The organism is Pseudomonas fluorescens, from assembly GCF_000968015.1.
GTDB classification, from domain to species: Bacteria; Pseudomonadota; Gammaproteobacteria; order Pseudomonadales; family Pseudomonadaceae; genus Aquipseudomonas; species Aquipseudomonas fluorescens_W.
This window is the reverse complement of the sequence record NZ_LACH01000030.1, coordinates 1-13867: the sequence shown is the minus strand read 5'-3', so window position 1 is coordinate 13867 and position 13867 is coordinate 1. Positions and strand designations below refer to the sequence as shown.

Annotated in this window: 12 protein-coding genes; 11 read left to right on the top strand and 1 reads right to left on the bottom strand. The window is 60.8% G+C overall.

Features of this window, described 5'->3' with window-relative positions; all coding sequences use genetic code 11:
* The first annotated feature begins 17 nt into the window (after window positions 1–17).
* The 8 genes from VD17_RS14385 to VD17_RS14350 all read left to right on the top strand — a co-directional run bounded on the left by VD17_RS14385 (window position 18) and on the right by VD17_RS14350 (window position 7047).
* Entirely contained in the window at window positions 18–203 is a 186-nt protein-coding gene (locus VD17_RS14385) for a Trm112 family protein (protein WP_007945752.1), read from the top strand.
* On the top strand, window positions 200–964 hold the full coding sequence (kdsB, locus tag VD17_RS14380; RefSeq protein ID WP_046054378.1) for a 3-deoxy-manno-octulosonate cytidylyltransferase: 765 nt from the start codon (window positions 200–202) through the stop codon (window positions 962–964). The genes VD17_RS14385 and kdsB overlap by 4 nt, the downstream gene beginning before the upstream one ends.
* Window positions 964–1428 carry a low molecular weight protein-tyrosine-phosphatase gene (locus VD17_RS14375; RefSeq protein ID WP_046054377.1) on the top strand — a complete coding sequence of 155 codons (465 nt, stop codon included), beginning with the start codon at window positions 964–966 and terminating at the stop codon, window positions 1426–1428. Before kdsB ends, VD17_RS14375 begins: the two co-directional genes overlap by 1 nt.
* A complete protein-coding gene (gene murB, locus VD17_RS14370) occupies window positions 1425–2444 on the top strand; it encodes a UDP-N-acetylmuramate dehydrogenase (protein WP_046054376.1) in 1020 nt (339 codons plus the stop codon). Before VD17_RS14375 ends, murB begins: the two co-directional genes overlap by 4 nt.
* Before the next feature lie 244 nt (window positions 2445–2688).
* Window positions 2689–3153, top strand: a complete 465-nt coding sequence (locus VD17_RS14365; RefSeq protein WP_046054375.1) for a (2Fe-2S)-binding protein — start codon at window positions 2689–2691, stop codon at window positions 3151–3153.
* A 2-nt stretch (window positions 3154–3155) separates the two neighbouring features.
* The gene (locus VD17_RS14360; RefSeq protein ID WP_046054374.1) at window positions 3156–5477 is read left to right on the top strand and encodes a xanthine dehydrogenase family protein molybdopterin-binding subunit; all 2322 of its coding nucleotides are present in this window, start codon (window positions 3156–3158) and stop codon (window positions 5475–5477) included.
* Window positions 5477–6460, top strand: a complete 984-nt coding sequence (locus VD17_RS14355) for an XdhC family protein (protein WP_046054373.1) — start codon at window positions 5477–5479, stop codon at window positions 6458–6460. The genes VD17_RS14360 and VD17_RS14355 overlap by 1 nt, the downstream gene beginning before the upstream one ends.
* Window positions 6457–7047: a nucleotidyltransferase family protein gene (locus tag VD17_RS14350; RefSeq protein WP_046054372.1), complete on the top strand. Its 591-nt coding sequence runs from the start codon at window positions 6457–6459 to the stop codon at window positions 7045–7047. Before VD17_RS14355 ends, VD17_RS14350 begins: the two co-directional genes overlap by 4 nt.
* A gap of 185 nt (window positions 7048–7232) precedes the next feature.
* Here VD17_RS14350 and rne read toward each other — a convergent pair whose 3' ends face one another.
* Window positions 7233–10442, bottom strand: coding sequence for a ribonuclease E (gene rne / locus VD17_RS14345; RefSeq protein WP_046054371.1), 3210 nt, complete (start codon window positions 10440–10442; stop codon window positions 7233–7235).
* A gap of 700 nt (window positions 10443–11142) precedes the next feature.
* On the opposite strand from rne, the gene rluC reads away from it, so the two are divergent.
* Genes rluC through VD17_RS14330 form a run of 3 tightly spaced genes read left to right on the top strand, consistent with a single transcriptional unit; the run spans window position 11143 to window position 13768 of the window.
* Complete coding sequence (rluC, locus tag VD17_RS14340) at window positions 11143–12105, top strand: 23S rRNA pseudouridine(955/2504/2580) synthase RluC (RefSeq protein ID WP_046054370.1); 963 nt, start codon at window positions 11143–11145, stop codon at window positions 12103–12105.
* Window positions 12092–12754, top strand: coding sequence for an HAD-IA family hydrolase (locus VD17_RS14335; protein WP_046054369.1), 663 nt, complete (start codon window positions 12092–12094; stop codon window positions 12752–12754). The genes rluC and VD17_RS14335 overlap by 14 nt, the downstream gene beginning before the upstream one ends.
* A 24-nt stretch (window positions 12755–12778) precedes the next feature.
* On the top strand, window positions 12779–13768 hold the full coding sequence (locus VD17_RS14330) for a S49 family peptidase (RefSeq protein ID WP_046054368.1): 990 nt from the start codon (window positions 12779–12781) through the stop codon (window positions 13766–13768).
* The last annotated feature ends 99 nt before the right edge of the window (window positions 13769–13867 follow it).

The window sequence follows — 13867 nt, the reverse complement described above, 5'->3', positions numbered from 1 at the left end:
TTATCCAGGGAATGCTCATGGACACCAAATTGCTCGATATCCTCGCTTGCCCGGTCTGCAAAGGCCCGCTCAAGCTCAGTGCCGACAAAACCGAGCTGATCAGCAAGGGCGCAGGCCTGGCTTACCCGATTCGCGACGGCATCCCGGTGATGCTCGAAACCGAAGCCCGCACCCTGACCACCGATGAGCGTCTGGATAAATGACCACAGCCTTTACCGTTGTCATTCCATCGCGTTACGCCTCCACCCGTTTGCCGGGCAAACCGCTGCTGCTGATCGCCGGCAAGCCGATGATCCAGCACGTCTGGGAACAGGCGAGCAAAAGCAGCGCCCAACGCGTGGTGGTTGCCACTGACGATGCGCGCATCGTCGAGGCCTGCAACGGGTTTGGCGCTGAAGTGGTGCTGACCCGCGAAGATCACAATTCCGGCACCGACCGTTTGGCCGAAGTCGCCGCGAAGCTGGGCCTGGCGCCCGACGCCATTGTGGTCAACGTTCAGGGTGACGAGCCGCTGATCCCACCAAGTGTGATCGATCAGGTGGCCGCCAACCTGGCCGCCCACACCGAAGCGCGCATGGCCACGCTGGCCGAGCCGATCGAAGACGTGGAAACCCTGTTCAATCCCAACGTGGTCAAGGTCGTCAGCGATCTTAATGGCCTGGCGCTGACCTTCAGTCGTGCCACGTTGCCGTGGGCCCGCGACGCGTTCGCCAAAAGCCGCGAGCAATTGCCGGAAGGCGTGCCTTATCGCCGCCACATCGGCATCTATGCCTACCGCGCCGGTTTCCTGCATGACTTCGTCAGCTGGGGCCCGTGCTGGCTGGAAAATACCGAATCCCTGGAACAACTGCGTGCCCTGTGGCACGGCGTGCGGATTCACGTCGCCGACGCGCTGATTGCACCGCCCACCGGCGTCGATACTGTCGAAGACCTTGAGCGCGTTCGTCGCCTGCTGGAGGTCTGATGCGGGTTTTGTTTGTCTGCCTGGGCAACATCTGCCGTTCACCCACGGCCGAAGGCGTGCTACGACACAAATTGCGCGAAGCGGGGCTGGCCGATCAAATCGAAGTTGCCTCCGCCGGCACCGGTGACTGGCACGTCGGCAAGGCCCCGGACAAGCGCAGTCAGGCGGCGGCCAAGCGGCGCGGTTATGACCTGTCCGCTCAGCGCGCCCAGCAAGTGTCCCGCGCCGATTTCTCCACCTACGACCTGATTCTGGCGATGGATCACAGCAACCTGCGCAATCTCAAGGCCATGCAACCGGCCAGGGGCAAGGCCGAGTTGGACCTGTTCCTGCGTCGCTACCAGTCGGAAATCGATGAAGTACCGGATCCGTACTACGACGGCGACCAAGGCTTCGAGCAGGTGCTGGACCTGATCGAGCGCGCCAGTGATTTGCTGGTGATCGAATTGAAGGGACGGTTATGAGTTTGCAGGTTCAACCCCGGGTTTCGCTCAAACCGTTCAACACCTTTGGCGTCGATGTTCAGGCCCGGCTGTTTGCCGAGGCCCACAGCGATGCCGACGTGCGTGAAGCCCTGGCCTATGCGGTGGAACATGACGTGCCGCTGCTGGTGATTGGCGGTGGCAGCAATTTGCTGCTGACGGCCGATATCCAGTCGCTGGTGCTGCGCATGGCCACGCGCGGGATTCGTATCCTGAGTGATGATGGCAGCAAGGTCGTGATCGAAGCCGAGGCCGGCGAGCCTTGGCATCCGTTCGTGCAGCACACCCTGGCGCAGGGGTTGTCGGGCCTGGAAAACCTCAGCCTGATTCCCGGCACAGTCGGTGCGGCACCGATGCAGAACATCGGCGCCTATGGCGTGGAGATCAAGGACGTGTTCGCCGGCCTGACCGCGCTGGATCGTCAGACTGGCGACTTGCGGGATTTCACCCTGGAAGAATGCAACTTCGCTTACCGCGACAGCTTGTTCAAGCAGGAACCGGGGCGTTGGTTGATCCTGCGGGTACGTTTCATCCTGGACCGCTCCGCGCACCTGCATCTGGAGTACGGCCCGGTGCGTCAGCGCCTGACCGAGCAAGGCATCGATCACCCGAGCGCTACCGATGTCAGCCAGGCGATTTGCAGCATCCGCAACGAAAAGCTTCCGGACCCGGCAGTGCTCGGCAATGCCGGCAGCTTCTTCAAGAATCCATTGGTGCCAGCGGCGCTTGTCGCGCAACTCAAAGGTGAATACCCGGATCTGGTGGCCTATGCGCAACCCGACGGGCAGATGAAATTGGCGGCGGGCTGGCTGATCGAACGGGCCGGCTGGAAAGGTTTCCGTGATGCCGACGCCGGCGTGCATAAATTGCAGGCGCTGGTGCTGGTCAACTACGGCAACGCGACGGGTCTGCAATTGCTGAGCCTGGCGCAACGCATCCAGAAAGACATTTCAGAACGTTTCCATGTCGACCTGGAAATGGAGCCCAATCGGTATTGAGGCTACGCTTTCAAGACTGATTTCAAAGCCCTGCACACGTTTAACGGTGCAGGGCTTTTTTGTTAATGCTGAGTTAACTTAGCCACCTAACGATGCAAACGTTTGCTCCATCAAAGGCCCGATGCAGACGCCACCGTCCGCATAAGAGAGCCTCATTAGCCTGAGCCGATCTGTGTGATGCCAACCGCCAACCCCAGGCGGCAGATTGCTCGACCCCATAACCAATAACTATGCGGGCGTGCCCATGATTACCCTGAAGCTCAATGGTCAAGACCATCAACTCGATGTCACCGAGGACATGCCGCTGCTCTGGGCAATTCGCGACGTGGCCGGTTACAACGGCACCAAATTTGGCTGCGGCATGGGCCTGTGCGGCGCCTGCACCATTCATATCGAAGGCGCCCCGGCGCGCAGTTGCATCACGCCGATTGGTTCGGTTGTGGGCCAGAACGTCACCACCATCGACAACCTGCACGCCGACCCGGTCGGGCAAGTCGTCCAGCAAGCCTGGCTCGACACCGCCGTGGCTCAGTGCGGTTTCTGTCAGGGCGGGCAGATCATGTCTGCCACGGCACTGCTCAAGACCAACCCGAACCCTAGCGACGAACAGATCGAAGAGGCAATGGTCGGCAATATTTGCCGCTGCGGCACTTACAACCGCATCAAGACCGCCATCCGCCAGGCATCCACTCACCTGAAGGAGGCCTAGGCATGAGCCAGTTACCGAATGATTTCGCGCTGAGCAACCTCAGTCGCCGTGGTTTCCTCAAGGGTGTCGGTGCCGCCAGTGCGTTGGTTCTGGTGGCGAGTTGGGGCTGGCAAGACGCTTTCGCTGCCGAGAAAGAGAAGAAGTTTGGCGCCGATGGCATGCCCAACGGCTGGATCGACGATCCCAAGGTGTACGTCAGCATCGCAACTGACGGCACGGTGACCGTGGTCTGCAACCGTTCGGAGATGGGCCAGGGTGTGCGCACCAGCCTGACGATGGTGGTGGCCGATGAACTGGAAGCCGACTGGGCGATGATGAAGGTGCAACAGGCGCCGGGCGACGAAGTGCGCTTCGGCAACCAGGACACCGATGGCTCGCGCAGCATGCGCCACTGGTTCGAGCCGATGCGTCGCTGCGGTGCTGCCGCGCGGACCATGCTCGAACAAGCCGCGGCCGAGCAGTGGAAAGTGCCGGTCAGCGAATGCCGCGCGCAACTGCATAAAGTCATTCACCAACCGACCGGTCGTGAGCTGGGTTACGGCGCCTTGGCCGCTGCGGCCGGTGCGCTGGCGGTGCCGGCGCGTGACAGTCTGCGGCTCAAACAGCCGTCGGAATATCGCTACATCGGCAAGGAAGGCACCAAGGCCATCGACGGTGCCGACATCGTCAATGGCCGCGCCATTTACGGTGCAGACGTACATTTCGACGGCATGCTCTACGCCACCATTGCACGTCCTGCGGTGTACGGCGGCAAGGTCAAGTCCGTCGACTCCAGCGCGGCGATGAAAGTCCCGGGCGTGATCAAGGTTGTGCAGATCGAAGGCCATCCTCTGCCGTCGGAGTTTCAGCCGTTGGGCGGCGTGGCCGTGGTCGCCAGCAATACCTGGGCGGCGATCAAGGGCCGCGAAGCACTGAAAATCGAGTGGGATGACGGCCCTAACGCCAGTTATGACTCGATCGCCTACCGCAAGGAAATTGAGGCTGCATCCCTCAAGCCCGGCAAAGTGGTGCGCAATACCGGCAACATCGATGAAGCGATGGGCAGCGCCGACAGCATCTTGGAAGCCTCCTATTACCTGCCGCACCTCACGCAAGCGCCTATGGAACCGATGGTCGCCATCGCCCGTTTCAAGGACGGCGTGTGCGAAGCCTGGGCCCCAAGCCAGGCTCCCCAAGTCACCCGCGAACGCATTGGCGAACGCCTCGGCATCCCGTTCGATAACGTCACTTTTAACGTCACTTTGTTGGGCGGCGGTTTCGGTCGTAAATCCAAGCCTGACTTCATTATCGAAGCGGCCATCCTTGCCAAGGAATTCCCCGGCAAGGCGGTGCGGGTGCAATGGACCCGTGAAGACGACATCCACTGTTCCTATTTCCACACGGTGTCGGCCGAGTACCTGAAAGCCAGCCTGAACAAGGACGGCCTGCCGTCCGGTTGGTTGCACCGCACCGTGGCGCCGAGCATCACCGCGCTGTTTGCGCCGGGCATGAACCACGAGGCGGCCTTCGAGCTGGGCATGGGCTTTACCAACATGGCTTACGCGATTCCTAACGTGCGCCTGGAAAACCCGGAAGCGACGGTCCATACCCGCGTCGGCTGGTATCGCTCGGTGTCGAACATTCCTCACGGTTTTGCGATTCAGAGCTTTGTCGATGAACTGGCGCACAAGGCCGGCCAGGATCCGCTCAAGTACCAGATCAAATTGCTCGGCCCGGACCGCCAGATCGATCCGCGCACGTTGAGTGAAGAGTGGAACTACGGCGAATCACCCGAGCGTTATCCGATCGACACCGCACGTCTGCGCACGGTGCTGGAAACCGCCGCCAAAGCTTCCGGTTGGGGGCGCGAGTTGCCCAAAGGCCGAGGCCTGGGTCTGGCGGTGCATTACAGCTTCGTGACCTATGTGGCGGCGGTGATCGAGGTTGAAGTCAAAGACGACGGCACGCTGATCGTGCACAAGGCCGACATCGCGGTGGATTGCGGTCCGCAGATCAACCCCGAGCGAATTCGTGCGCAGTTCGAAGGCGCCTGTGTCATGGGCCTGGGCAACGCGGTGCTGGGGGAAATCAGCTTCAAGGACGGCAAGGTCCAGCAGGACAACTTCCACATGTACGAAGTGGCGCGCATGTCGCTGGCGCCGAAGGAAGTTGCGGTTCATCTGGTCACACCGCCAGGCAATGTGCCACTGGGCGGTGTCGGGGAACCGGGCGTGCCACCGATTGCGCCAGCACTGTGCAATGCAATTTTTGCCGCCACCGGCAAGCGCATCCGCAACCTGCCGGTTCGCTATCAGCTGCAAGGCTGGCAGAAGGCGCAGGCCTGATGGACAGCGTCGATCTGAACGTCCTGCGCAGCGTGCTGGAATGGCGCCGCGCCGGTCAGCGGGTGGTGTTGTACAGCGTGGTCCAGACCTGGGGCACCGCGCCTCGGGCACCTGGCGCCATGCTGGCCTTGCGTGAAGATGGCGTGGTGATTGGCTCGGTGTCCGGCGGGTGCGTTGAAGACGATTTGATTGCCCGGCTGCACGACGGTCGTATTCCAGCCGATGGGCCGCCGGTGCAATTGATCACTTACGGCGTCACCCGTGAGGAGGCGGCACGCTTCGGTTTGCCGTGCGGCGGCACCTTGCGCCTGACTGAGGAGCGGGTCGACGATCCTGCTTGGGTCGCTGAGTTGCTGGCGCGCTGTGAGGCGCATGAAATCGTGGCTCGCTCGCTTGATCTCACGACCGGTGAAGTGGTTCTGCAACCGGCAGACAAGAGCGATGCGCTGAGTTTTGACGGCAAAACCCTGCGGGCCATTTACGGTCCGCGTTGGCGGCTGTTGCTGATCGGTGCGGGGCAGTTGTCCCGGTATGTCGCCGAGATGGCACGTTTGCTGGATTTCGAAGTACTGATCTGTGATCCGCGCACCGAGTTCGTCTACGGCTGGGAAGAGCAGCACGGGCGATTTGTTTCGGGCATGCCCGATGAAGCGGTGCTCACCATCCAGACCGACGAGCGCACGGCCATCGTCGCGCTGACCCACGATCCGCGACTGGATGACATGGCGCTGCTGACGGCGCTGGATTCCAAGGCGTTTTATGTCGGTGCGCTGGGTTCACGGGTCAACAGCCAGAAACGCCGGGAAAATCTGGCTCAGCTAGGCTTGTCACAAGAGGCAATCGAGCGGCTGCATGGCCCGATCGGTTTGCACATTGGCAGCCACACACCGGCGGAAATCGCCTTGTCGCTGCTGGCCGAAATCGTGGCGATCAAGAATGGGGTCGAACTGAAGCAGAAGAAGCCGTTGCAGGAGGTGGTATGAGTGAGCCCATCGGCGTCATCGTGCTGGCAGCGGGGCAGGGCAGTCGGTTTCGACAGGAGGCCGGTGCCGAGAAGGACAAGTTGGTGGCGGATTGCTCGGGACGCGAGGGTGCTGTTCATTCGATGATCGAGCAAGTGCTGGTGAATTTGCCGGCCACCCTTGAGAAGCGCGTCCTGGTGACCACCGTGGATCGACCGCAAGTGATCCGCATGGCCAAGGCTTATGGTTGCGAGATTGTGCTGGTCGAATCGACCGGCATGGGTGACAGCATCGCGGCCGGGGTGGCGGCGTGTCCGCAGCTCGGCGGCTGGCTGATTGTGCTGGGGGATATGCCGTTCATCCTTCCAGCGAGTATTGAGCGTGTGGAGGCGGAGATCGCTGATGACGCCGTCAGTGTCCCGGTGCATCAAGGTGAGTTTGGGCATCCGGTGGGATTTGGGCGCAGCTTTGGTGCTGCGTTGATGGCGTTGTCTGGTGATCGAGGGGCCAAGGCGTTGTTTGCGCAGGCGAGGGTGGTCGAGGTGGCGGTGGACGATCCCGGGGTGTTGTGGGATGTGGATGTGCCTGAGAAGTTGATCTTCAAGTAGCCTCGACACAGATCCAATGTGGGAGCGGGCTTGCTCGCGAAAGCGGCGTATCAGTCAACATAGATGTCGACTGACACGCCCTCTTCGCGAGCAAGCCCGCTCCCACATTGGATCGTTGTGATGTTCACGGACATAAAAAAGCCCCGCCTGGATCACCAGGCGGGGCTTTTTAGTGGCCGATGGAATCAGACGAGAGGTTTAGGCTCGTGTTCTTTTTCCAGGGCTTGCTCGTGTTGCTCTACCGCTTCCTGAACGGAGCGCGGTGCTTCGTCGATCACCGACTCAGCGGGTTCGGCAGCAGCGACCTCAGCAGCCGGGGCAGGTGCTGCCTCGACGACTTCAGCGACAACCGGTGCAGCTTCGACAGCAGCCGGAGCAGCAGCGGCAGCCAGTTCGGCTTCCTTCTGCAAACGCTCTTCTTCACGCTTGCGACGACGCACTTCACGTGGGTCGTTAGGCGCACGGCCACTTGGCGTCAGGGCGCTGACAGGGGCGGCTTCGATTTCCGGTGCAGCCACTTCGGCAACAACCGGCGCTTCAACCACCGGAGCAGGCTCGGCAGCAGCAACCACTGGCTCGGACACCATAGCCTCGGCTACTGGCGCTTCGGCGGCGGCTGGCTCGGCAACCCAGTTGAACGCGGTTTGCTCTTCGCGAACTTCACGGGCAGCTTCGGTCACTGTTTCGCTGGCTGTTTCGACAACCGGTTCTGCGGCAACCACTGGCTCAGCGGCCGCTTCAACGACTGGCTGTGCTTCACGAACCGGGGCGACTTCGATTTCCGGAGCGGCGGTGGCTTCGACCGGAGTCGTTGCTTCAACCACTGGCGCTTCCACTGGAGCAGTTTCCAGGGTGGCGGCAGTCGCGCGTTCGGCTTGCTCGTTAGCCTGTGCTTCGGCTGGAGCGCTGATCACGGTGCTGGCAACGGCTGCGGTAACAGCCAGGCCGGCGGCCAGATCGGCAGCGCTTGGCGCTTCGTTGGTTTCGCCAGCTTCGTTACCTTCGGCGGACTCGGATTCTTCCGAACCTTCGATCACATTGCCGTTGGCATCGCGTTGACGCTCGCGACGGTTGCTGCGACGACGCTGGCCACGGGAGCGGCGGCGTGGACGATCGCCTTCGGCGCCTTCCTGACCGTCTTCCTGCAGTTGCTCTTCGTTGGTCACCAGCTCTTCTTCAGCTACTGCTGCAGCGGCTTGTTCGGCACGTGGCTGACGTTCTTCACGCGGTGGGCGTGGAGCGCGTTCTTCACGTGGCTGGCGAGCTGGACGCTCTTCAGCAGTAGTCGCAGCAGCAGTAGCAGCCGCCGGAACCGGAGCAGCATCAAGAGGCTCACGCAATTCACGAACCGGACGCTCTTCACGATCGCCACGTGGCTTGCGATCTTCGCGAGGAGCGCGCGGTGCACGTTCTTCACGAGGGGCGCGTGGTGCGCGCTCTTCACGTGGAGCGCGTTCTTCGCGGGCGACTACTGGCGTTTCTTCGCGGGCTTCGCGTGGCTCACGTGGTGCGCGCTCTTCACGCGGTGCACGTTCTTCACGAGGCTTGCGTTCTTCATCGCGGCGACCGTTACGGTTGCGGCTCTGCTGACGACCGTTGCGACGCTCTTCGTTGCGGGCCGGACGCTCGGTGGTCGCTGGCTTTTCAACCACAACCGGGGCTGCAGGCTCTTCCTTGGTCGCGAACAGGCTGACCAGCGACTTCACCAGGCCTTTGAACAGGCTTGGTTCTGGCGCTGCGGCCGGGGCGGCAACCGGTGCGGGAGCGACGACTTCGGTCGGAACCGGAGCGTTGGCGCGGGCCGGAGCCGTCTTGACCGCAGCTTCCTGGCGAACCAGGGTGCGGGTCGCAGCGGCTGGCTGGACTTCTTCGACTTCGGCAGCGGCAGCAGCGATTTCGTAGCTGGACTGGCCAACCGCGGCTTCCGGGCTGTCATCGCGCAGACGCTGAACTTCGAAGTGCGGCGTTTCGAGGTGATCGTTCGGCAGAATGACGATGCGGGCACGGGTGCGCAGTTCGATCTTGGTGATCGAGTTGCGTTTTTCGTTGAGCAGGAACGCAGCGACCGGGATCGGCACTTGGGCGCGAACTTCGGCAGTGCGGTCTTTCAGGGCTTCTTCTTCGATCAGGCGCAGGATCGCCAGCGACAGCGATTCAACGTCACGGATGATGCCGGTGCCGTTGCAACGCGGGCAAACGATGCCGCTGCTTTCGCCCAGCGATGGACGCAGGCGCTGACGGGACATTTCCAGCAGGCCGAAGCGCGAGATGCGACCGACTTGCACGCGAGCGCGGTCGGCTTCCAGGCATTCGCGGACTTTCTCTTCCACGGCGCGCTGGTTCTTGGCAGGGGTCATGTCGATGAAGTCGATGACGATCAGGCCGCCGATGTCGCGCAGGCGCAACTGACGGGCGATTTCTTCGGCGGCTTCAAGGTTGGTCTGCAGGGCGGTTTCTTCGATGTCGCTGCCTTTGGTGGCGCGCGCCGAGTTGATGTCGATGGACACCAGGGCTTCGGTCGGATCGATAACGATGGAGCCGCCGGAAGGCAGTTCAACGACGCGCTGGAAAGCGGTCTCGATCTGGCTTTCGATCTGGAAACGGTTGAACAGCGGAACGCTGTCTTCGTACAGCTTGATCTTGCTGGCGTACTGCGGCATTACCTGGCGAATGAAAGTCAGGGCTTCGTCCTGGGCTTCAACGCTGTCGATCAGCACTTCGCCGATGTCCTGGCGCAGGTAATCGCGGATGGCGCGGATGATCACGTTGCTTTCCTGGTAGATCAGGAACGGCGCGGAGCGATCCAGCGAGGCTTCTTTGATGGCGGTCCAGAGTTGCAGCAGGTAGTCGAGGTCCCACTGCATTTCTTCGCTGCTGCGGCCCAGGCCGGCAGTGCGAACGATCAGGCCCATGTCGGCTGGGGCAACCAGGCCGTTCAGGGCTTCACGCAGTTCGTTGCGCTCTTCACCTTCGATGCGACGGGAAATACCGCCGGCACGCGGGTTGTTCGGCATCAGAACCAGGTAACGACCGGCCAGGCTGATGAAGGTGGTCAGGGCTGCGCCCTTGTTGCCACGTTCTTCTTTTTCGACCTGAACGATGACTTCCTGGCCTTCGCTCAGGACGTCCTTGATGTTGACGCGGCCTTCGGGGGCTTTCTTGAAGTATTCGCGGGAGATTTCTTTGAGGGGCAGGAAGCCGTGGCGCTCAGAGCCGAAATCGACAAAGGCAGCCTCAAGGCTTGGTTCGATGCGAGTAATCCGGCCTTTATAGATGTTGGCCTTTTTCTGCTCGCGTGCACCGGATTCGATGTCCAGGTCGTAGAGGCGTTGGCCATCTACCAGTGCAACACGCAACTCTTCGGGTTGAGTTGCGTTAATCAGCATTCTTTTCATGTAGTACCGTCGGTTTCCGGGCTGCCGGAAACGGCGTTCGGCACACACGACTTCTCATGGTCGGTGTCAGGTGCGTCAGGAGTGGTTGGACACTCCAGTGTCTAGCGAACCCCGACCAATTGGGCCGGCGTCGCGACGTACGCGTCCTGCTTGCTGTGGCTACTTAAGCACTCAGTCAGGAGGAGGAATCAACCAGCGGCTGTGGACGAGATGAAGCGTCTTGATAAAGCCTATTGCTACACAGTCCAGCGGTTGTGCATCTCCACCCTACACGTATCCCTGATAATTCGGGTGCTGCCGCGCGCAGAATCCGCAGCGGGTTGGCATTTACCGTGAGCTCCGAAAGGGGAGGTCACGCATCATGGCTAATTTAGGCGTTGTTTCCGAAGCGTTCGCTCGGGGTTGCTCGTAGCTGACTGCACTTTGTGAACTGGCCGTGAATATTTGCTCGCAAGGCGAGTGAAAACTCTGCTTTGCGGCATGCTTCAGGCCTCATGTCACCTGCGCTCGTTACAACTGCAAACTCTACCGTTTCGTAGCGAAAGCCCCGTAGGACGGCCTCTCGTCCTCGTGAATTGCGTTGGTCAGGGCCGGTTTTTGACCGTTAGTCCGCTGTCCAGGCCACTTTTGGCGGCGTTCGCGACTATAGCAGCAATGATTAAGTGCTTCAATTCCATAAAAAATTGTTATCATCCGCGCCATGACAACTACTGCCCCTTCGACCCCAGCCGTACAACTGCTGGAGGTCTCGCCGGAATATGCCGGCCAACGAATTGATAACTTCCTTCTCGCTCGGCTCAAAGGCGTGCCCAAGACTTTGATTTACCGCATTTTGCGTAAAGGCGAAGTGCGAGTGAACAAAGGTCGGATCAAGCCCGAATACAAGCTGCAGGCGGGCGATATCGTGCGCGTGCCGCCGGTTCGCGTGCCTGAGCGCGACGAGCCCGTGCCGCTGGCACAAGGCCTGCTCCAGCGCCTCGAAGCCTCGATTATCTTCGAAGACAAGGCGTTGATCGTGATCAACAAGCCTTGTGGCATCGCGGTTCATGGTGGCAGCGGCTTGACTTACGGGGTGATCGAAGCCTTTCGTCAGTTGCGTCCCGATTGCAAGGAGCTTGAACTGGTTCACCGTCTCGACCGTGACACCTCCGGTCTGCTGATGATCGCCAAGAAGCGCAGCATGTTGCGTCACTTGCACACGGCATTGCGCGGCGATGGCGTCGATAAGCGCTACATGGCGCTGGTTCGCGGCAATTGGGCGGCGTCGATCAAGCAAGTCCGAGCGTCGCTGGGCAAGAGCAATCTGCGCTCCGGCGAGCGTATGGTCGAGGTCGACGAGGAGGAGGGCAAGGAGTCCGTGACCGTGTTCAAGGTCCTGCGTCGTTTTGGCGACTTTGCCACCCTGATCGAAGCCAAGCCGATCACCGGCCGGACTCACCAGATCCGCGTCCACACCTTGCACGCCGGGCACTGCATCGCTGGCGATACCAAGTACGGCGATGAAGGCTTCAGCAAAGAGATTCGTGACCTGGGCGGCAAGCGCCTGTTCCTGCACGCCTACATGCTGACCGTGCCGCTGCCGGATGGTAGTGAGCTGAAGTTGCAGGCGCCGGTCGACGAGATGTGGGCCAAAACCGTGGAGCGATTGAGTGCGCCCATCTGATTACAAGCTGCTGATTTTCGATTGGGACGGCACTCTCGCCGACTCCATTGGTCGGATTGTCGAGTCGATGCATGTCGCGTCCGAACGATCCGGGTTTCAGTTGCGCGATGATTTCGCCGTCAAGGGAATCATCGGTCTGGGCTTGCCGGAAGCGATTCGGACCTTGTATCCAGACATTGACGATGCCGAGTTGATCGCCTTTCGCGAGCATTACGCCGATCACTACATTGCATCAGAAGCGGTGCCTTCGCCGTTGTTCGAAGGCGTTGTCGAGACGATGGAAGCGTTTCGTGCAGAGGGTTATCAATTGGCGGTCGCGACCGGCAAGGCCCGTCGCGGGCTGGATCGGGTGCTGAAGTCTCACGGCTGGGAAGATTATTTCGATATCACCCGCGCGGCCGACGAAACCGCCAGCAAACCCCATCCGCTGATGCTCGAGCAGATCCTCGCTCATTGCGAGGTTCGCCCGGAGCAAGCGCTGATGGTGGGCGATTCGTCCTTTGATTTGCAGATGGCGCGCAACGCCGGTATGGATTCGGTGGCCGTCAGCTATGGCGCACAATCGATCGAAGCGTTGAAGTTGTTCGAGCCGGCACTGGCCATTGATCGTTTTTCAGAATTGCACGCCTGGCTGAGTCAGCGGGCTTAATAGGTTTTTGCTGGGGTAGATGTCATGACCGACGAATGGAAAACGCCCGCCAAGGCGAGCGCAGAGAGCGGTGACGAGAAAAGCTGGAAGCTGCTGGAAAAGACCTTGCTGGCCAGCGTGCAGGAGCAGCGCCGGTCCCGTCGCTGGGGCATTTTCTTCAAGCTGCTGACCTTTGTGTACCTGTTTGGCGCGTTGATCCTGTTCACGCCGCTGATGGACATGGAAAAAGCGGCTACCCGCAGTGGCAACTACACCGCGCTGATCGACGTGACCGGCATGATCGCCGACAAGGAGCCTGCCAGCGCTGACAACATCGTCGGCAGCCTGCGTGCAGCGTTCGAGGACGAGAAGGTCAAAGGCGTCATCCTGCGAATCAACAGTCCGGGCGGCAGTCCGGTGCAATCGGGCTACGTCTATGACGAGATCCGCCGTTTGCGCGGCCTGCATCCAGACACCAGGCTTTACGCGGTGATCTCCGATCTGGGCGCTTCCGGTGCTTACTACATCGCCAGTGCGGCGGATCAGATCTACGCCGACAAGGCGAGCCTGGTGGGTTCCATTGGTGTGACGGCGGCCGGTTATGGCTTTGTCGGGACGATGGAGAAACTGGGCGTGGAGCGTCGCACTTACACCTCCGGCGAGCATAAGTCGTTCCTCGATCCGTTCCAGCCGCAGAAGCCTGAAGAAACTCAGTTCTGGCAGGGCGTGCTCGACACCACTCATCAGCAATTCATCAACAGCGTCAAGAAGGGTCGTGGCGACCGCCTCAAGGATAAGGAGCATCCGGAGCTGTTCTCCGGGTTGGTCTGGTCCGGCGAGCAGGCACTGCCGCTGGGTCTGATCGATGGTCTGGGCAATGCCAGTTCGGTGGCGCGTGACGTGATCGGCGAGAAAGAATTGGTGGATTTCACCGTTCAGGAGTCGCCGTTCGATCGCTTCTCGAAAAAGCTCGGAGCCAGCGTGGCTGAGCATCTGGCAATGTGGATGGGCTTCCAGGGGCCTTCGTTGCGCTGATGCTCCTGGTTGCATCAAAAACCGGCCTTCGTGGCCGGTTTTTTAATGTCAAAAGATCGCAGCCTCGTTTCACTCGACTGTCCCGTCCTGAATAAGGTT

Coding starts and splice junctions, on each gene's coding strand:
- VD17_RS14385 (WP_007945752.1), top strand. CDS start 18: ATGGACACCAAATTGCTCGATATCCTCGCTTGCCCGGTCTGCAAAGGC.
- kdsB (WP_046054378.1), top strand. CDS start 200: ATGACCACAGCCTTTACCGTTGTCATTCCATCGCGTTACGCCTCCACC.
- VD17_RS14375 (WP_046054377.1), top strand. CDS start 964: ATGCGGGTTTTGTTTGTCTGCCTGGGCAACATCTGCCGTTCACCCACG.
- murB (WP_046054376.1), top strand. CDS start 1,425: ATGAGTTTGCAGGTTCAACCCCGGGTTTCGCTCAAACCGTTCAACACC.
- VD17_RS14365 (WP_046054375.1), top strand. CDS start 2,689: ATGATTACCCTGAAGCTCAATGGTCAAGACCATCAACTCGATGTCACC.
- VD17_RS14360 (WP_046054374.1), top strand. CDS start 3,156: ATGAGCCAGTTACCGAATGATTTCGCGCTGAGCAACCTCAGTCGCCGT.
- VD17_RS14355 (WP_046054373.1), top strand. CDS start 5,477: ATGGACAGCGTCGATCTGAACGTCCTGCGCAGCGTGCTGGAATGGCGC.
- VD17_RS14350 (WP_046054372.1), top strand. CDS start 6,457: ATGAGTGAGCCCATCGGCGTCATCGTGCTGGCAGCGGGGCAGGGCAGT.
- rne (WP_046054371.1), bottom strand. CDS start 10,442: ATGAAAAGAATGCTGATTAACGCAACTCAACCCGAAGAGTTGCGTGTT.
- rluC (WP_046054370.1), top strand. CDS start 11,143: ATGACAACTACTGCCCCTTCGACCCCAGCCGTACAACTGCTGGAGGTC.
- VD17_RS14330 (WP_046054368.1), top strand. CDS start 12,779: ATGACCGACGAATGGAAAACGCCCGCCAAGGCGAGCGCAGAGAGCGGT.